The 18,497-nt window shown below is 63.8% G+C and carries 13 protein-coding genes; 8 read left to right on the forward strand and 5 right to left on the reverse strand.

Translation table 11 applies throughout. The features are described 5' to 3' along the window. Positions 1-2: 2 nt before the first annotated feature. On the forward strand, positions 3-1,208 hold the full coding sequence (locus LDN85_RS15885; RefSeq protein ID WP_026546336.1) for a glutathionylspermidine synthase family protein: 1,206 nt from the start codon (positions 3-5) through the stop codon (positions 1,206-1,208). Further along, positions 1,205-2,731, forward strand: coding sequence for an APC family permease (locus tag LDN85_RS15890; protein ID WP_026539745.1), 1,527 nt, complete (start codon positions 1,205-1,207; stop codon positions 2,729-2,731). Before LDN85_RS15885 ends, LDN85_RS15890 begins: the two co-directional genes overlap by 4 nt. A 246-nt stretch (positions 2,732-2,977) precedes the next feature. On the opposite strand, the gene LDN85_RS15895 is transcribed toward LDN85_RS15890, so the two are convergent. Then, a complete protein-coding gene (locus tag LDN85_RS15895) occupies positions 2,978-4,357 on the reverse strand; it encodes a glycosyltransferase 87 family protein (RefSeq protein ID WP_223943492.1) in 1,380 nt (459 codons plus the stop codon). A gap of 132 nt (positions 4,358-4,489) precedes the next feature. On the opposite strand from LDN85_RS15895, the gene LDN85_RS15900 reads away from it, so the two are divergent. Further along, positions 4,490-5,665, forward strand: a complete 1,176-nt coding sequence (locus LDN85_RS15900; RefSeq protein WP_223943493.1) for an acyl-CoA dehydrogenase family protein — start codon at positions 4,490-4,492, stop codon at positions 5,663-5,665. 30 nt (positions 5,666-5,695) lie between these two features. On the opposite strand, the gene LDN85_RS15905 is transcribed toward LDN85_RS15900, so the two are convergent. Further along, entirely contained in the window at positions 5,696-6,307 is a 612-nt protein-coding gene (locus LDN85_RS15905) for a TetR/AcrR family transcriptional regulator (protein WP_223943494.1), read from the reverse strand. A 149-nt stretch (positions 6,308-6,456) separates the two neighbouring features. Between LDN85_RS15905 and LDN85_RS15910 the strand changes: the two genes are divergently transcribed. The 4 genes from LDN85_RS15910 to LDN85_RS15925 are packed head-to-tail and all read left to right on the forward strand — an operon-like array spanning position 6,457 to position 12,753. After that, positions 6,457-7,791 carry an extracellular solute-binding protein gene (locus LDN85_RS15910; RefSeq protein ID WP_026539738.1) on the forward strand — a complete coding sequence of 445 codons (1,335 nt, stop codon included), beginning with the start codon at positions 6,457-6,459 and terminating at the stop codon, positions 7,789-7,791. Next, positions 7,788-8,756, forward strand: coding sequence for a sugar ABC transporter permease (locus LDN85_RS15915; protein WP_026539737.1), 969 nt, complete (start codon positions 7,788-7,790; stop codon positions 8,754-8,756). Before LDN85_RS15910 ends, LDN85_RS15915 begins: the two co-directional genes overlap by 4 nt. Next, on the forward strand, positions 8,753-9,667 hold the full coding sequence (locus LDN85_RS15920; RefSeq protein WP_026539736.1) for a carbohydrate ABC transporter permease: 915 nt from the start codon (positions 8,753-8,755) through the stop codon (positions 9,665-9,667). Before LDN85_RS15915 ends, LDN85_RS15920 begins: the two co-directional genes overlap by 4 nt. Continuing rightward, a complete protein-coding gene (locus tag LDN85_RS15925; RefSeq protein ID WP_223943495.1) occupies positions 9,667-12,753 on the forward strand; it encodes a glycoside hydrolase family 2 TIM barrel-domain containing protein in 3,087 nt (1,028 codons plus the stop codon). Before LDN85_RS15920 ends, LDN85_RS15925 begins: the two co-directional genes overlap by 1 nt. A gap of 132 nt (positions 12,754-12,885) precedes the next feature. Here LDN85_RS15925 and LDN85_RS15930 read toward each other — a convergent pair whose 3' ends face one another. Continuing rightward, positions 12,886-14,313, reverse strand: coding sequence for an MFS transporter (locus tag LDN85_RS15930; RefSeq protein ID WP_223943496.1), 1,428 nt, complete (start codon positions 14,311-14,313; stop codon positions 12,886-12,888). After that, positions 14,310-14,843 carry a helix-turn-helix domain-containing protein gene (locus tag LDN85_RS15935; RefSeq protein WP_223943497.1) on the reverse strand — a complete coding sequence of 178 codons (534 nt, stop codon included), beginning with the start codon at positions 14,841-14,843 and terminating at the stop codon, positions 14,310-14,312. The genes LDN85_RS15930 and LDN85_RS15935 overlap by 4 nt, the downstream gene beginning before the upstream one ends. A 184-nt stretch (positions 14,844-15,027) precedes the next feature. Here LDN85_RS15935 and LDN85_RS15940 point away from each other — a divergent pair, with 184 nt between their 5' ends. Further along, positions 15,028-17,145 carry a phospholipase C, phosphocholine-specific gene (locus LDN85_RS15940; protein ID WP_223943498.1) on the forward strand — a complete coding sequence of 706 codons (2,118 nt, stop codon included), beginning with the start codon at positions 15,028-15,030 and terminating at the stop codon, positions 17,143-17,145. Positions 17,146-17,234: 89 nt separating this feature from the next. On the opposite strand, the gene LDN85_RS15945 is transcribed toward LDN85_RS15940, so the two are convergent. Further along, entirely contained in the window at positions 17,235-18,497 is a 1,263-nt protein-coding gene (locus LDN85_RS15945) for a glycosyltransferase 87 family protein (protein ID WP_223943499.1), read from the reverse strand.

Below are 18,497 nucleotides of genomic sequence, written 5' to 3' on the forward strand. Positions count from 1 at the left end.
GCGTGCGTCGACTGCCCTCCGTGCCCAGGCCGGACTGGAAGCAAAAGATCGAAGAACAGGGCCTGGTATTTTCCACTACCACCATGCCCAATGGCCGGAAGATCGAATACTGGAACGAATCGGCATACTACGAATTCACCGTGGACGAGGTGGAGACCCTCGAGAAAACCGCGGAAGACATGCACATCATGTGCCTGGAAGCTGCCAAGTACCTGGCAACCGGAGCCATGGGCGATCTCGGCATCGGGCAGCAAGCACTGGAGCTGGCCGGTGAGTCCCTCCTGGCTGCCGACGTGGATGTCTACGGTCGTTTCGACTTCATCTACGACGGCAAAGGCGGTCCGGCCAAAATGCTGGAATACAACGCCGATACCCCTACCGGGCTGATCGAGGCCTCCGTGGCCCAGTGGTTCTGGCTCCAGGACGTCTTCCCGGAAAAAGACCAGTGGAACGGTATCCACGAGGCCTTGATCCGGCAATGGAAGAAACTGCAGTTCCGCACCGGCATGAGCACCCTCCATGTTGCGCACTCGGAGGCTGAGGAATCCGGCGAGGACTGGATGACGGCTGCCTATATGCGCGACGTGGCAAGCCAGGGTGGCTGGACCACCATCGGCATCAACATGTCCGACATCGGCTGGGACCCCAACCTGAACCGGTTTGTGGACCTGGATAACTTCATGATCAGCACCATGTTCAAGCTGTACCCATGGGAACTGATGATGAAGGAGCCATTCGGGCAGCGCCTCCTGCAGCGCGCCCACAATCCGCGCTGGGTGGAGCCGGCTTGGAAGATGCTGCTGTCCAACAAGGCGCTGCTGGCTGCCCTGTGGCATCTCTACCCTGACCACGAGAACCTGCTGCCCGCCTACCTTGGCGATCCCGGTCCCCTCAAGGAATGGGTGGCCAAGCCGCTGCACGGACGCGAGGGCGACAACATCCGCATCCACGCCCCGGGCATTGAGATCCAGCAGCCCGGCGGTTACGGACGTGAAGGCTGGTGCTTCCAGCAGTACCACTCCCTGCCTGACTTTGATGGCAACCATCCCGTCCTGGGTCTCTGGGTGGTGGATGGCGAGTCCGTCGGTTGCGGCATCCGCGAATCGGATGGCCCCATTACGGATTACTTCTGCCGCTTTGTCCCCAATACCATTGACGCCCCGGCGCCCATCGCGCCCACTGCTACTTCCTACGGAGCTGCACTATGAGCACTGAAACCTCGACGCCGGGTGGCGGCCCAGCGGGCGGCGACCGTACCGCCGTCGTACCTTCCAAAGGCCTCCACGCCGGGATCCTTGATCTTGGAGACTCCGTCATGCTGGGGCTGGCCTCCACGGCGCCGGTCTATTCCCTGGCGGCTACCCTGGGCCTCATTGTTGCCGTCAACGGCAACTACACTCCGTTGATCCTGATCCTCGGCTTCATCCCGGTCCTGTTCATCGCCTATGCCTTCCGCGAACTCAACAGTGCCATGCCTGACTGCGGCACCACGTTTTTCTGGGCCCGCAAAGCGTTCGGCCCCTGGGCCGGCTGGCTTGGCGGCTGGGGCGTGGCCCTTGCCGGAATCGTGGTTCTGGCCAACCTGGCGCAAATTGCCGGCAAGTACCTGTGGCTGCTGATCGGTGACGGTTCCCTGGCCGATAACACCTGGCTGGTTACGGCCACCGGGGTGTTGTTCATCGTGTTCATGACGTACGTGAACCACCGCGGCATCCGGCTGGGCGAACACGTCCAGCGCACCCTGACCTACATCCAGTACATTTCGTTGGGCATCTTCGCGGTGGCCATCGTCTTCAGGATCGCCGGTGGCGCCCCTGAAGGACAGGCCTTCGACTTCGAATGGTTCAACCCGGCCGGCGCATTTGCCGATCCCGGCGCCGTAGTCCACGGGGTCCTGCTGGCCCTGTTCATCTACTGGGGCTGGGATACCTGCCTGGCGCTCAATGAAGAGACGGAAAACCCGGCCAAGACGCCCGGACGTGGCGCTGTTATCTCAGCATCCGTGCTCGTGGCGATCTACGTTTCCGTGGCCCTGCTGGTGATGATGTACGCCACGATCGGTACCGACGGCATTGGCCTGGGCAACGAGGCCAACCAGGACGACGTCTTCCTGGCCATGAAGGACGTCGTGCTGGGCCCGTGGGGCTGGCTGATTGTTGTGGCTGTGCTGGCGTCGGTCCTGTCCTCCACCCAAACCACCATTTTGCCCACCGCGCGCGGAACGTTGTCCATGGGAGTGCACGGTGCGCTGCCGGCCCGTTTTGGCAAAGTCCACGAGCGTTTCATGACCCCGGGCTTCTCCACTCAGGTCATGGGAGCGGTGGCCGTAGTGTACTACGTGGCCATGAGCTTCCTCAGCGAAAACCTGCTGTCCGATTCCATCAGCGCCATCAGCTTGTTCATCGCGTTCTACTACGCCCTGACCGGGTTCTCCTGCGTGTGGTTCTTCCGCTCGACGCTCCGGGACTCTGCCCGCAACCTCTGGTTCCGTGGCATCCTGCCGTTCCTGGGCGCGCTGTCCTTGACCGCTGCGTTCTTCATCTCGGCCGTGCAGATGTGGGACCCCGCTTACGGAGATACGCAGATCTTCGGCATCGGTGGGGCGTTCGTCAGCGGCGTACTGCTGCTGGCTTTGGGCGTGGTGCTGGCCGTCGTCTGCCGCTTCGCTCCGTCCACCCGCGGCTACTTCACCGGCGAGCGTCCCGAGGTTGCGGTGGTCCGCGGCGAGTAGCCGTTGCTCCACGGGCTGCCCTGCCCGGACATCATGGATGACCTGGACACCATGGAGGTCCCGGGCATCCCGGCCTCGACAGACCGGGCCGCTTTAGACAAGAAGGGCCGGAAACCCGTACCGCGTGGTTTCCGGCCCTTTCTGTACTCCTCTGTACTCCCTACCGTTCCGTACTCCCTGCCGTGCGATTGCTTCCGTTCCTGAACGAGAGCAGCCTCAGCGTTCGTTCCCCGAAGGCGGGCAGGCTCAGCGTTGCCGCGAGGCCCACTGACGCAGCCGGGTGGGCACATCCGGAACATCTTCGATCCTGACCGCGTGGCGCCGCAGCACCACGAACCAGCACACCAGGATGGCCACGGCACAGAATACGCCCGCACTCGAGGCCATGATCCACAGACCCGGCGTCTGGACATTCAGGTCGGGGGAACCCAGGACGGTGCCGATGGTTTTGGGTGAGAAGAAGAACACCAGTGTTGATACGGCCAGCACGGCACCCATCACTGCGCGTTGGGCCTTGTAGCGGGCGGGCGTCTCCTTGATGGTCCAGGCGAACGCCGGCAGGACAACGGCCATCCAAACCCAGTGGTGGGACCAAGAGACCGGGCTGATGAGCAGCATGGCAAGTGCCGTCGTCGAAATGGCGATAACGCGGGCGCCCTGGGCGCTGGCCGTCCTGACCAGCACCGTCGCCAGGATCACCGTGGCCAGGCTCAATGCCATCCAGGGAAGGTTGACGGCGTCGTGCGGGACACCGAAATGCAGGAGGGCGCCTTTGATCGAAAGGTTGTCCACGTAGCCGGCGCCGCCAATCCTGGAAGTGTCGGGAAGGATTTCCAGCCAGAACTGCAGGGATTCAGCGGGCCTCAGCAACCAGCCGAGCAACACCGTGCCGGCGAAACCCACAGCCATGTTCGCCAACCCGCGCCAGTCCTTGCGCATCAGGAAGTACAGGCCGAAAACCAACGGCGTCAGCTTGATGCCCGCGGCGACCCCCACCAGTAAGCCTGTACCCCGGAACCCCCACCCAATGGAAAGCCTCTTTGGCAGCCGTTTGGACAACCCGCCCAGGAGGTCGATCACCATCATGCCCATAAGGATGATGTTGATCTGTCCGAACGCCAGGGTTTCGCGCCAAGGTCCCAGGAGCAGGACCGCGAGGAACAGTCCGGCTGCAATCCAGCAGCTCTTGGTCGAGGACAGGGCGCTGCGCAGATCGGGTTTGGAAGACCAGTACCGGACGATCGTGACCGCCACCCAGGCAGCCAGAGCCACACCGGCGACGTTGAACACCAGCAGTGCCGACGCTTGTGGCAACCGTGCCAGCAAACCGAAGACCAGTGCGGCGAACGGCGGATACGTGAACGGCAGTTGCGGGCCTCCTGCCGAGGCGACGGTTGGACCGTAAAGGTCCGAAGGAGAGGTTCCTGACTGGTTGAGGATGCTTCCACCGAACCAGTAGACGCTGAAGTCCAGGCCTTGTTTGGCCCAGTCCGCGAGCATCAACCAGACCGGGACAGCCAAGACAAACAGCGGCAGCAGGCGAAGGGCAACAGAGGACCGCGAAGCCCCGGTGCGCGGTGGTGCGGCTTCCGCCTTGGACCTTAAATCGACGTCAGGCAGTGCCATGCAAAATCCCCCAAGTTAACCAAAGCGCAACGGGGGAAGTGTGCTGCCCCCGCCTCCATACTACTGAAGGGGCTCCATGTGCCGGTGGCTTGCCATGACCCACTGCGCCGGCCTGCACCCTAGGATGCTGGAATGAGCGATTCAACGACGAACACCTCCGACGTCCTGGCCCTGGACTCACTGCTGACCGTGGACGAGCTGGCTCTTCGTGAAACAGTCCGTGATTTCACCGCGCAGCGCATCCGTCCGAACATCGCGCGCTGGTACGAGGACGCCCATTTTCCCCGCGAAATCGCCCCGGAGTTGGGCGAGCTCGGCGTCCTGGGCATGCATCTGGAGGGTTACGGCTGCCCGGGCAGGACCGCCGTCGACTATGGCCTGGCCGCCATGGAACTGGAGGCCGGCGATTCGGGGATCCGTACGTTCGTCTCGGTGCAGGGTTCCCTCGCCATGACGGCCATTCATCGGTGGGGCTCTGAGGAACAGAAGGAGCAGTGGCTGCCGCGGATGGCCGCCGGCGAACTGATCGGGTGCTTCGCGCTGACCGAACCCAGCGCGGGCTCCGACCCGTCGTCCATGACCACCTTCGCCCGTGAAACGACTGATGGCTGGGTCTTGGATGGTGCCAAGCGTTGGATCGGGCTCGCCTCGATCGCGGATGTCATGGTGGTCTGGGCGAACACTGGCGAGGGCATTCGGGGCTTCCTTGTGCCCGCCGGAACAGCCGGGGTCGCAGCGACGCCGATCGAACCCAAACTCTCCATGCGGGCTTCGGTTCAATGCGACGTAACGTTCGACGGCGTCGAGCTGGGTCCGGAGGCCATCCTCCCGGGTGCCGCTGGACTTCGCGGACCGTTCACCTGCCTGAACGAGGCCCGTTACGGGATTGCCTGGGGTGCGATGGGGGCTGCCCGCGACTCGTACGAAGCCGCGTTGGAATACGCCGGAACCCGACTTCAGTTCGGCCGACCGCTGGCCGGCTACCAGCTCACCCAGGAGAAGCTGGTGAACATGCTCGTGGAGATCCAGAAGGGCACCCTGCTTGCGCTGCACCTGGGCCGCCTGAAGGACGCCGGCCGCCTCGAACCCCAGCAGATTTCCCTGGGCAAGTTGAACAACGTCCGCGAGGCCATCAAGATCGCCCGGGAAGCCCGCACCATTCTTGGCGGCAACGGTGTCACGCTCGATTACTCTCCCCTGCGGCACGCCAACAACCTGGAATCCGTGCGGACCTATGAGGGCACGGATGAAGTGCACACCTTGATCCTGGGCCAGCACATCACCGGCATCGGGGCCTTCCGCGGCTGACCCACCCAGGTAAGTGGCAGTTGGGTTGGGTCAGGGTTCGGGAAGGACCACAAGGTTGAAGTAGCCGCGCAGGCCCTTCGCCACATCTACCTCGTCCGGGGCCAGCAACCACTGGGTCTGGAGCCCGTCCCACAGGGCAACCAGGGACATGGCAGCTTCATCAGGATCAACTCCGGGACGGAGCCTGCCCTCGGCGGCGAGTTCGGCAAAGCGCAGCGCGTAACTCTTGCGCAGGCGGTCGAACCGTTCGGTGAAGTACACCCGCCCGGGGTGGGAATCGGTGACGGACTCCGCGCAGAGGACGATGTAGAGCTCCACCACGCCGGGAATGTTTTCGTTGAAGAGCGCCGTTCGGATGACCGAGTCAACCAGGCCCTCTTCCATGTCGTCCGGGAAAGCGTCGCCGGTGATTTCATCGCGGCGCTCAAGGACTGCCATCAGCAGATCGCGTTTTGACGGGAAATAGTGCAGCAGGCTGGTTTGGCTCAGACCCACCTTGTCAGCGACATCCTGCAACGATCCGCCACGATACCCGTGGGCAGCAAACACCTCGTGGGCAGCGTCCAGGATGGTGCGGCGCCGTTCTTCGGATTTTGCGTAGGGGCCCCGCCGCGCTGCGCGGCCCACGTCCTTTGTGGTCATGGCTAGCCAGTGTACATGCGTGTTACGGGTCAAAAATGAAATTCGAGTAACTACTCGAATTTTCTGTTACCGTGGTCACACTTGCCGCGGCGGGACCCTCGGATCCAGGCCTGCGTCATCGTCAACCTGACACGAAGAGGTGAAGGCTCATGACCCCATTCACGCGAAGACAACTCCTGGGCGCAGGCCTGGGCACAGCAGCCATGGGCCTGCTGGCCGGATGCGCAACTCCTGGAACGCAGTCCGTCAACGCCGCGCCCACCATCCCCGCAGCAGGAGAGCCCGTCCGGCTCACCTACTGGGCCTGGCTCAAGGATTTCCAAAAGGTCGCCGACGTCTGGAACGCTGAGAATTCGAACATCCAGGTGGATGTGGTGTGGATCCCCGGCGGCAACTCCGGCGGATACCAGAAGCTTTACTCTGCCCTGGCAGCAGGGGGTGGGCCTGATCTTGCGCAGGTCGAGTTCCGCTCCATCCCCGAGTTCATGCTGGTCAATGGCCTGGTGGATATCTCCCGCTACGGCGCCAACGAACACGCCCACCTCTACGACCCCACCTTGTGGAAGCAGGTCAGCTACACCGGAGGCGTCTATGGCATCCCCCAGGACGCCGGCCCCATGGGCATGTTCTACCAGCCGGCCATCCTGGACAAGGTAGGCGGCAGCAACCCGAAAACCTGGGACGAGTGGGCCGCGTTGGCCGCCGAACTTCGTTCCGTGGACAGCTACCTGGACTGCTTCCCCATCAGCGATGCTTCCCCGTTTGCTTCCTTCGCGGGACAGGCCGGTGCGCAGTGGCTGCGTCCGGAGGAGGACGGCTGGGTCATCAACATGACCGATGAGGCGACGCTGAACACGGCGCGTTTCTTCGATAAAGCGATCGACGCCGACCTCGTCACTACCGCGTACGGCGCCTTCTCACCGGGCTGGTTCGCGGCCGCGGCCAAGGGTGGCATTGCCTCTACCATCACCGGCAGCTGGGGCGATGCCCTGGTCCAGGGAGTCAGTGGTTCCGAAGGAAAGTGGCGGGCCGCCCCGATGCCCACGTGGGGCGATACGGGCTTCGGCTCAAGTTACCTCGGCGGTTCCACGGCGGCGGTCCTGGCCAACAGCAAGCACCCCAAGGAAGCACTTGAGTTCGCGGTGTGGCTGACCACGTCCAAGGAGGGCATCGACGCCCAGATCAAGAACAGCGGCATTGGCTGGTCCCCCAACCCCGACTTCATCGGAACTGACCGCCAACAGCCCTCGGCGTTCTTCGGTGGCCAACGCTATAACGAGGAAGTATTCGTCCCTGCCACCAAGCAGCAGAACCCGGACTGGTCCTGGTGGCCGGTAACCCAGCAGTCCTTCAACATCCTGAGCGACGGTTTCCGCAAAAAGGCCTTCGGTACCTCGTTGGTGGATTCCGTTGCCGCTTCGGAGCAGCAGATCATCAGCGTTTTCAAGAACAAGGGCCTTACCATCCGGAAGGAAACGGCATGACGACCACCCGCACCTCACCTACCGTGCAGCGTCCCGCCACCGCAAACCGCTCAGGCAAACAGATCAAACAGGCCGGCAAGCGGAACGGCGCCGCCGCCCGGGCTCCCTGGGTGCTGCTGGCACCATTCCTGGCCCTCTTCGTCCTCACGTTCCTGCTGCCCATCGTGGTGGCCATCATGTCCAGTTTCACCAAAGTGACCCGCAGCGGGCTCTTCGGCGAAGCAGGCGTGAGCAGTGAGTTTGCCGGTTTCAGCAACTACGCCCAGGCCCTGGCTGACGGCAGCTTTGTTGCCTCAATTGGCAGGATGCTCCTGTTCGGCGTGGTGCAGGTGCCGGTCATGATCGTCCTGTGCACCGCGTTGGCCCTCATGCTCGAGTCGGCCTCGGCAAAGTGGCCTGGATTCTTCCGTGCCGCCTACTTCCTGCCTTACGGCGTCCCCGGTGTCATCGCGACCATCCTGTGGTCCTTCCTGTATGTCCCCGGCCTCAGTCCTCTTTTCGATGCCGCCAAAGTGGTGGGCCTGACTCCCGATTTCCTCGGTGCGAACAGTGTGCTGTGGTCCATCGCCAACATCGTCACGTGGAGCTACACGGGCTACAACATGCTGATCATCGTGGCGCAGCTGAAGGCCATTCCGGTGGAACTCTATGAGGCAGCCAAGGTGGACGGTGCTTCCACCTGGCGCGTGGCGCGCAGCATCCAGCTGCCCCTCATTCGTCCTGCGCTCATGCTCACCACAGTGTTCTCCATCATCGGAACCCTGCAGCTCTTCGCGGAGGCACAGGTACTCAAGACTGTGGCTCCGGCCATCGACAGCCAGTACACGCCTAACCTCAGTGCTTACACCACGGCCTTTGCCTACAACGACTACAACGTCGCCGCAGCCCAGTCGGTCATCATCGCCGTGGCCGCCTTTGCCCTGTCCTTCGCCTTCCTCGCACTGACGAACAGGAAGTCCTCATGACCGCCACCGCCACGAAGCCCACCTCCACCGCCGTCCGCAGCAAACCTTCCGCAGGCCCTGACCGCTCAGCCGGACGACGCCGGTCATCGACCATCATTGTCACTTCACTTCTGGTGGTGGTGGCCTTGTACTTCCTCATTCCCGTGTACTGGGTCTTCGTGGCCTCCACGAAGTCCACGGCCGATCTCTTCTCTACCAACGGTTTCTGGTTCGCCCCGACGTTCTCCCTGTGGGAGAACATAGGCCGCGTGGTCAGCTATGACAACGGCATCTTTGGCCGCTGGTTCCTGAACTCCGCGATCTACGCAGGCGTCGGCGCACTCCTTGCCACCTATTTTGCTGCCGCTGGTGGCTACGCGCTGGCCAAGTACCAGTTCCGGGGACGGAACCTGGTCTTCGGCACCATCCTGGGCGGCGTGCTGGTGCCCGGCACGGCCACTGCCTTGCCGCTCTTCCTGCTGTTCAGCCAGATGGGCCTGGCGAACACCTACTGGAGTGTCTTGCTGCCCTCGCTGGTCTCCCCCTTCGGCCTGTTCCTGTGCAGGATCTATGCCCAGGCCACCGTAGATACTTCGTTGATCGAGGCGGCCAGGATCGACGGCGCCGGAGAACTCCGGATTTTCCACACCATCGGGCTCAAGGTACTGACCCCGGCGTTGGTCACCGTGTTCCTGTTCCAGTTGGTGGGCATTTGGAACAACTATTTCCTTCCCCTGGTCATGTTGTCCGACTCTGAGCTCTACCCCATCACGCTCGGACTGAACAACTGGCTGAGCCAGGTTGACCGTTTGCCTGAATTCTATGAACTGACCACCGGCGGAGTGCTGCTCTCCATCATTCCCCTCAGCATCGCCATGATCGTCCTGCAGCGCTTCTGGCGCGGTGGGCTGACAGAAGGAGCCGTCAAGTAATGATCCCGTCACCCGAGGTCCACTACATCACCGATACCGCTCCGGGTACCGGGAACAGGGTCCCGGCCCGCTCCTGGCTGCACACTGACGCCCCCACCCTGTCCCTCAACGGCCAATGGCGGTTCCGGCTTCTCCCCGGGGCTCCCGGCACAGCAGGCGGCCGCGGCGTCCTTCCCCCGGGCGAGGCCGTCGAAGGAGTCGGCAAGGAAACCCTGGACGACACCGGCTGGGACCGGATCCCGGTTCCCGCGCACTGGGTACTGGAGGGCGAGGGTGCTTACGGGCGCCCGATCTACACAAACGTGCAGTTCCCCTTCCCCACCAATGCCCCGCACGTCCCGGATGAGAACCCGACAGGTGACTACCGCCGCTCGTTCGAAGTGCCGGAAGGCTGGAACAACGCCCAGAAGACGGTGCTGCGTTTTGACGGCGTCGAATCCCGTTACAAGGTGTGGCTCAACGGCATCGAAGTCGGTGTAGGCACCGGCAGCAGGCTGGCCCAGGAATTCGATGTGACCGGGGCCCTTCGCACCGGGCATAACGTGATTGCGGTCCGCGTCCATCAATGGTCGGCATCGAGCTACGTTGAGGACCAGGACCAGTGGTGGATGCCCGGCATCTTCCGCGACGTCACACTCCAGGTCCGCCCCAACAATGGCATCGACGACGTCTGGCTCCGGACCTCCTACACCGCGGGTGCCGGGGTCATCGACCCCGAGATTACTGCGGACAAGGCCGCCTACCCGGTCCGGCTGTCCGTTCCGGAGCTGGACGTCGACGTCGTCTGGAACTCCCCGGCCGACGTCGCCCCGGTGGCGATCACCGCCGTCGAACCTTGGTCCGCCGAGGTTCCGCGCCTCTATAACGCAACCGTGCACAGCGAGGGTGAGACCATCTCGCTTCGGCTGGGCTTCCGCACAGTGGAGATCAAGGGTGACCGGTTCCTGGTAAATGGACGGCGGGTGGTGTTCCACGGTGTGAACCGCCATGAAACCCATCCCGACCGCGGCCGCGTGTTTGACGAAGACTTTGCCCGTGCCGACCTCGCCCTGATGAAGCAGTTCAATGTCAATGCGATCCGCACCAGCCACTACCCACCGCACCCGCGCTTGCTGGACATCGCCGACGAGATGGGATTCTGGGTGATCCTCGAATGCGACCTGGAGACGCACGGCTTTGAACGGCATAGCTGGGTGGGCAATCCCAGCGACGATCCGGCGTGGCGTGAGGCGTACGTGGACCGGATGGAACGCACGGTGGAGCGGGACAAGAACCACCCCTCAATCATCATGTGGTCCTTGGGCAACGAGTCCGGGACCGGCGCCAACCTGGCAGCGATGTCCGCGTGGGCCCATGCCCGGGACACCGGCAGGCCTGTCCACTACGAAGGTGACTACACCGGTGCGTACACGGACGTTTACTCGCGGATGTACTCTTCGGTTCCGGAAACTGAGGCGATCGGCCGGGATGACTCCCGATCACTCCTGCTCGGGTGTTCCGCGGCGGAGTCCGCCCGGCAGCGTACCAAACCGTTCATCCTGTGCGAGTACGTCCATGCCATGGGAAACGGTCCGGGTGCGATCGACCAGTACGAGGACCTGGTGGACCGCTTCCCGCGGCTTCATGGCGGGTTCGTGTGGGAATGGCGTGATCACGGCATCCGCACAACCACGGCCGATGGCACTGAATTCTTCGCCTACGGCGGGGACTTCGGCGAGGTTGTCCACGACGGCAACTTCGTCATGGACGGCATGGTCCTCTCCGATTCGACGCCCAGCCCTGGCCTCCATGAATACAAACAGATCGTCGCTCCCCTGCGGTTGGGCTTCTCCACGGAAGCGTCCGACGCCGGTACCCGCCGTTTCGTCTCCGTCGCCAACCTGCGGCATACGGCAGATGCATCGGACGTGGTCCTGCGTTGGCGCACTGAGCTGGATGGTGTCCGGCTTGATTCCGGCGAACTGGACATCCTCACACAGGAAGGCGGCCAGCTTGCTGCGGGAAGCACTGCGCGCATTGAGCTCCCGGATTTCGCTGCCATGGAAGCGGGTGAGTACTGGCTGACTGTGGAGGCTGTCCTCCGCAAGGACACAGGCTGGGCTGAGGCCGGGCACGTGGTGTCGGCGGCGCAGCTGGAGATGACCGAAGCCCCCGCAGCATTGAGGGTTCCGCGTCCCGGGACATCCGCGGCGCGTGGGGACGTGGACGTGGAAGGGACCCTTTCCTTGGGCCCGGCCGTCTTCGAGGCGGGCCGGCTGGCCTCCCTCGCAGGGCTGCCCGTGTCCGGACCACGGCTGGAACTGTGGCGTGCCCCTACGGACAACGACGCCGGCGCCGGCCGCGGGAGCTACGACCACGCCGATCCGTGGCTCAACAACGGAAACGGCACTGCTGCCCCATCCATGGAAACGGTCTGGCGTGCTGCCGGCCTGGACCGGATCACGGCAAGGGTGGAGAAGGTTTCAGCCGGCGGATCCGAGGTGGTGGTCCAGACCCGCTACGCCGCCGCCGATGCTTCCCAATGGGTCACGGTCGAGGAAAACTGGCAGCTCTCCGGCGGGGAACTGTTCCTGCGCGTGGACATCGTCCCCAGCACTGGCTGGGACATCATTTGGCCTCGCGTGGGGCTCCGTTTTGAGCTTCCTGCATCCGTTGACGGGGCATCCTGGTTCGGCACGGGACCTCGGGAATCGTACCCCGACAGCATGCATGCCACGCTGGTGGGACGATACTCGGCGGGCATTGACGAGCTCACGGTGCCGTACGCCAAACCGCAGGAATCGGGACATCGCAGTGCTGTCCGGTCGGTTGACCTGCAGCAGGCAGGTTCCCCGTGGCTGAAACTCGACGCCGTCCCGGACTCCCGCGGCCGCTTGCCCGGTTTTACGCTCACCAGGCACACTGCGCAGGAAGTCTCAGCGGCGGATCACCCGCACGAGTTGCCGGCAAGCCAGGGCAGCTACCTCTATCTTGATGCTGCCCAGCACGGCCTTGGGTCCAGGGCTTGCGGACCGGATGTGTGGCCGGACTACGCGTTGCGTCCGGAAGCGCGGACCTTGACGTTCCGGATCACTGAGGCGGGCTGAAACCCCAGTTGTGAGGCCCGCTCTGCATGGTTTATCGAGCGAATAGCGCGCAGAGCGGGCCTCACAACTGCATTCGGGCACCGGGCAGGTCAGGCAACCGCGGCGGGTCAGGCAACCAAGCATCCGGGCAAGTCAGGCAACCGCGGCGGGTTCCTTCTTCACGGCGTCCTTCCGGATGGTGGCACTGATCACTGCGGCCACGGTGCACATGGCAGCTGCTCCCATCCAGGCGTAGTTGTAGTGCCCGGTGGCATCCCTGATGAAGCCGGCCATCAAGGCGGCCACGGCTGCACCGAGTTGGTGGGCGGCGAACACCCAGCCAAAAACAACTGAGCCGTCCGCGCCGAACACCGAGCGGCAGATCGCAGCGGTGGGAGGCACAGTGGCCACCCAGTCGAGCCCATAAACCACCACGAAGATGATCATGCTCGGCTCAACAGAGGAGCCCAGGAGCAGCGGCAACACCAGCAGCCCGATCCCGCGGAACTGGTAGTACACCGCCAGCAGGATCTTGGGATTGAAGCGATCGGTCAGCCACCCTGAGGCGATGGTCCCCACGATGTCGAAAATCCCGACGACGGCCAACAAACCGGCAGCAGTGGTCTCGGGCATGCCGTGATCGTGCGCCGAAGGGATGAAGTGCGTGCCGATCAGTCCGTTGGTGGTTGCTCCGCAGATAGCGAACCCGGCAGCCAGAGCCCAGAAAGTGCGCACCTTGCTGGCCCGCTTCAGGACTTGCAGGGCCCGGACGGCGGCATTGGCGGAGTCCTTCGGCGGGACAAGTGAAGGCGACTCGGCAATAGCGGCCGGCGTGCCAGCCAGCACCGGGGCGGGCGTTCCGGCCGGCGCCGGGGTGGATCCGGCGTCGTTGTGGTTGCCCCGGGTTTCGCCCACGGCGGGTTCCTCCGCCCCGTACGGCAGGACCCCGACGTCGGCGGGTGAGTTACGCAGCCACCGCAGCACCAGCGGGACCACGGCGAGCGCACCGGCGGCGATGAGCAGCGAGGCTCCCCGCCAGCCCGGGTTCTGGGCCAGCGCAGCGATGAAGGGCAGGAACACCAACTGGCCCGCGGCACTGCCTGCGGTCAGGATGCCGATCACCAGTCCCCTGCTCTTGGCGAACCACGTGTTGGCGATGGTGGCCGCGAACACCAGTGCCATGGAGCCTGTGCCGAGGCCGATCAGCAACCCCCAGGTGAGCAGGATCTGCCAGGACTGGTTCACGAACACCGTGAGGGCAGAGCCCAGGCCGATGAGGCACAGCGCCAACGAGGTGACCCGGCGGATGCCGAAGCGCTCCATCAGGGCTGCAGCGAAAGGTGCCGTCAGCCCGAACAGGACCAGATTGATGCTGACCGCCAGCGACAACACCGTGGTGGACCAGCCGAATTCCTCCTGCAGCGGGACCATCAGCACGCCCGGCGCTGCACGGAAACCCGCAGCTCCCACCAAAGCGAGGAATGCCACTGCGGCCACGAACCAGGCCGGGTGGAGCCGACGGCGCTTGCTGGTGGATGCCTTCTTTTCCGGCGGTGCCCCGGTGACGTCGGGAGCTGTCATGCGGGGATCTCCGTTTCAGGGGAATCGCTCGTGTGGTTTTCTTGTGGTGCCACGGCCAGTGGCAAGGGATGGTTGCTGCGCTTGAAGCTGTGCCAGCTGGTGTTGGCTGCAGTCAGGTGGATACCACAGTGGGTGCACGTGTCAGCTGACGTTGTTGCCTCCCCGCAGTCTGTGTGGATGACCTTCATGTGCGGCCCATCGTGGGGTGCGTCCAGATTCTTCCCGGCCCAGATGATAATGGCGTTCAGGACGGGCAGGGCGTCCTCGCCCTTGGGTGTGAGGACATATTCCTGCCGGGTGCGGATGCCGTCGTGATAGGGGCGCTGGGCCAGCAGGCCTGACTCGACAAGCCAGCCGAGCCTCTTGCTCAGGACGTTGTCTGCAACCTCCAGCTGTTGCTTGATGGCCTCGTACCGGCCGTTGCCCAAGAAGATCTCGCGCAGGACCAGGCTTCCCCAGGGGTCGCCAAGGACATCGAGGCCACGGGCCAGGCTGCACGGGCGTGCTGACCAGTCAGAACGAAGAGGCATGAGCCCAAAGTAGCTGACTTCTCTCAAGAAAGCCAAGGCATCCAGCGCCCCTCCCGAATGTGACGTACGCGACACACCCCGCCGGTTTGCTCCGCTTTCACCTCGGGTTCACCAGCGCTGATTAGGCTGGCCCGGTCACCTCTGACCACGAAGGCACCCCTGAATGTCCTCGAACAACCCTGATATGGTTAATCGTTCAACCGATGCGTCCGGACTGTCCCGCCGCGGCTTCCTCGGCACCGCAGCTGCAGCGACGGCGCTCGCAGCCACCGGTTCCCTCCTGCCGCCATCGGTCCAAGCTGCCATGGCCAAACCAACCCCGCCGGGGAGCCTCCAGTCCATCAAGCACGTCATCATCCTGATGCAGGAGAACCGCTCCTTTGATCACTACTTCGGCTCGCTGCGTGGCGTGCGGGGCTATGGGGACCAAGCCGTCACCCGCCTGCGCAGCGGCAAGTCCATGTTCGAACAGCCACGTGCCACCGGCGGGGACGTGCTGCCCTTTTCCCTGCGGAAGGCCGCCGAACTCGCCGGCAGGCCCGGTACGGACATCCAGTACCTGGGCGATCTGGACCACTCCTTCAACGGAACCACCACGGCGTGGAACAACGGCTGGTGCGATCAGTGGGTTCCAGCCAAGAGCGCTTCCACCATGACGTTCTACGAACGCCAGGACATTCCACTGCAATACGAGCTCGCCGACACCTTCACCATCTGCGATGCCTACCACTGCTCCGTCAACGGCTCCACCAACCCCAACCGCAACTTCCTCTGGAGCGGCACCACGGGCACTGAGCCAGGCAGCTCCAAACGAGCCGTCACCAATGCGGCCTACGGCTACGACCACGGTGGCTATGACTGGACCACCTACCCCGAACGCCTTGAGCAGCAAGGGGTCGGGTGGAAGATCTACCAGGATTGGGACAATTTCACGGACAACGCGGTCGAGTACTTCCAGACCTTCAAGGCAATCGGCCGAAAGATGCTTGCCCAGGTGGACGGAAACCTTCGCACCACCGAGGAGTTCTACGACCGGCTCCAGGACAAAACACCCGCCGAGCAGGACCGGCTCCTCGCGCAATTGGAGAAGGGCCGCGCCGCCCTCACGGATGCCGAGCGCGCACTGTTCGACAAAGCCATGTGGCGTGGCCGTCCCAACACCCTTCTGGAACGCCTCGGCACGGACATTTCCGATGGAACGTTGCCTCAGGTCAGCTGGCTGGTGCCCTCGGCAGCCGATTCCGAGCACCCGGGCGCTTCCACTCCTGTGGGCAGCGCAAACTTTGTGTACCGCCTGCTGGACATCGTGGCCAGCAACCCGGACACCTGGGACAGCACGGCAATTTTCCTGAACTTCGACGAAAACGACGGCTACTTTGACCACGTCCCACCGCCCGTCCAGCCGCGACCGGCGTCGGGCGAGTCCACGGACTGGACCACCGCCCGGCCCATCGGATTGGGACCCCGCGTACCCATGACCGTGGTTTCGCCGTGGACCGTTGGCGGTTACGTCAGTTCTGAAATCTTCGACCACACCTCGGTGCTCCGCTTCCTGGAACGCTGGACCGGCGTTGCGGAACCGAATATCTCGCCCTGGCGCCGCGAGGTCTGCGGTGACCTGACCGGCGTTTTCAACTTCACGTCCCCGGGCACTCCTCCAGTTCTTGACCACCCAGCGGCAGTGCCTGCCAAGATCAGCCGCTGGCGCCCGAATCCCCCTTCCGAGCAGGTAGCCCCCGTCCAGGAAACGGGCAGCCGCCCGGCCCGCCCGCTCCCCTACCGGCCCCGGGTTTCGGCCACCGTCCAAACCGGAGCCCTGGCCCTGACACTGACCAACCAGGGAACCCGCTCCACCCACTTCACGGTGTACGGCCACGCCGGCGAGGTCACAGAACCCCGGCACGTGGACGTGCTCGGAAGCCAGAAGGTGGAACTCCCCGTCACCGCCGGCGCGTTCGACGTCGTCGTCACCGGCCCCAACCGGTACCAGTACGAACTGAAAGGCACGACGGCGGGCGCCGCGTCCGGCGTCGACGTCACCGTGACCGGTCGCCGCGGCAGGAAAGCCGTGGAACTGGAGCTGGGCAACAACGGGACGGTGCCGGTGACCGTGAAGGTGGAATCCCTTCAGTACGCCGAGGACCACCAGACCGTGAAGCTCAAGCCCGGACAATCCAGGAAGATTGGCTGGGACACCGTGGAGGGTTGGTACGACCTTCAGCTCACCTCGGCCGATGACGCCTCGTTCAGGAGGCGCCTGACCGGGCGTGAGGAAGACGGCCGGGACGGCATCTCAGGCTAGGGGCTCCAACCGCTCCGGCCCTTGTTCGCCGCGCAAACCGCGCATTTTGCCCCCCGGGTGGGGCTGGCGGACAGGGGCCGGATGCAGGGCTAGGCTACGGGCTTTCGCGTCCGCGAGGGATGATATGCCACAGCCCAATAGACCAGCATGGCAATTCCGCACACCACACCCAGGCTGGAAATCATGAGCTGCCATCGGGTCTGCGGGTCCTTGCCCCACTCGGCAGCGCCCGCCCATACGGCAAGATTCTTGGGCGTCATGAAGAAAGCCACCGTGGAGCACGCCACGATCACCCATCCGGCGGTGCGCATCCGGCCCGATCGTGACGGTACCCGGTGCATGGCGAAAGCCATGCTGGGCAGGGCGACAGCAACCCAGACCCAGTGGTGGGACCAGGAGACAGGGCTGATCAGGAGCATCAAAATGGCGGTTGCCGATACTGCAATGAAGTTCTCCTCAGCGTCCACCGCCCACTTGATGATGAGGCCGGCAAGGACCACCAGCCCGAGGGACAGGACCATCCACACCACGTTGGTGAGGGTAGAGTCCGGCATTCCAAAGTGCAGCAGGAGTCCCTTGACCGAAAGGTTGTCAACGTACGCCGGTCCGCCAATACGGCCGGTGTCGGGCAGGATCTTCGTCCAGAAGTCCACGGAGGCCTGGGGCAGCACAGCCCAGGCGAGGGCGATGGAGCCAAAGAAACCCGCAGCCATCCACCCCAGCGCCTTGAAGTCGCGGCGCACCAGGAAATACAGGCCAAAGGCCAAAGGAGTCAGCTTCACCCCTGCCGCCAAGCCAATCAACAAGCCTGCGGGCCACCGGATTTCACCTGCGCGGACCTTGCCGTGGAGGGCGAAATCAGCCAGGATCACGCCCATCAGGATGATATTGATCTGCCCGAAGACAAAAGTATCCCGCCAAGGTCCCAACAGCAGGATGGCACCTGCCCCCACCAAAGCCGTGGTCCGGAAGCGGTAGTCGGCAAACGCCTCACGCCAGGTCTTCAAGCCGAAATAGTGCCGCGCCAGCCAGGCGGCAACCACAGCGGCGCCCACCAAGGCAGCAAGGATGAACACCATGCTGCCCCCAAAGAAGCCCATTGCCGCCAACACCGTAAAGAGCAACGCTGCGAACGGCGGATAGGTGAACGGCAGCCCCTCCCGGAACGCGTAAAGGTCGCCGCCTTCCAGGACCTTGCCACCGCCGTAAAAGTAGACCTCGAAGTCATTCAGCGCAGGCTCGTAGTCCGTATAGAGGAACCACACAGCCACGGCGAGGGTCAGGGCACCGGCCACAGTGAGGATCCAGCCCCGCTGCGTGGTGGAAGCCACCGTTTGTGAAGGAGAAGCCAC

Source organism: Arthrobacter sp. StoSoilB20 (assembly GCF_019977295.1).
In the GTDB taxonomy this organism is placed as follows: domain Bacteria; phylum Actinomycetota; class Actinomycetes; order Actinomycetales; family Micrococcaceae; genus Arthrobacter; species Arthrobacter nicotinovorans_A.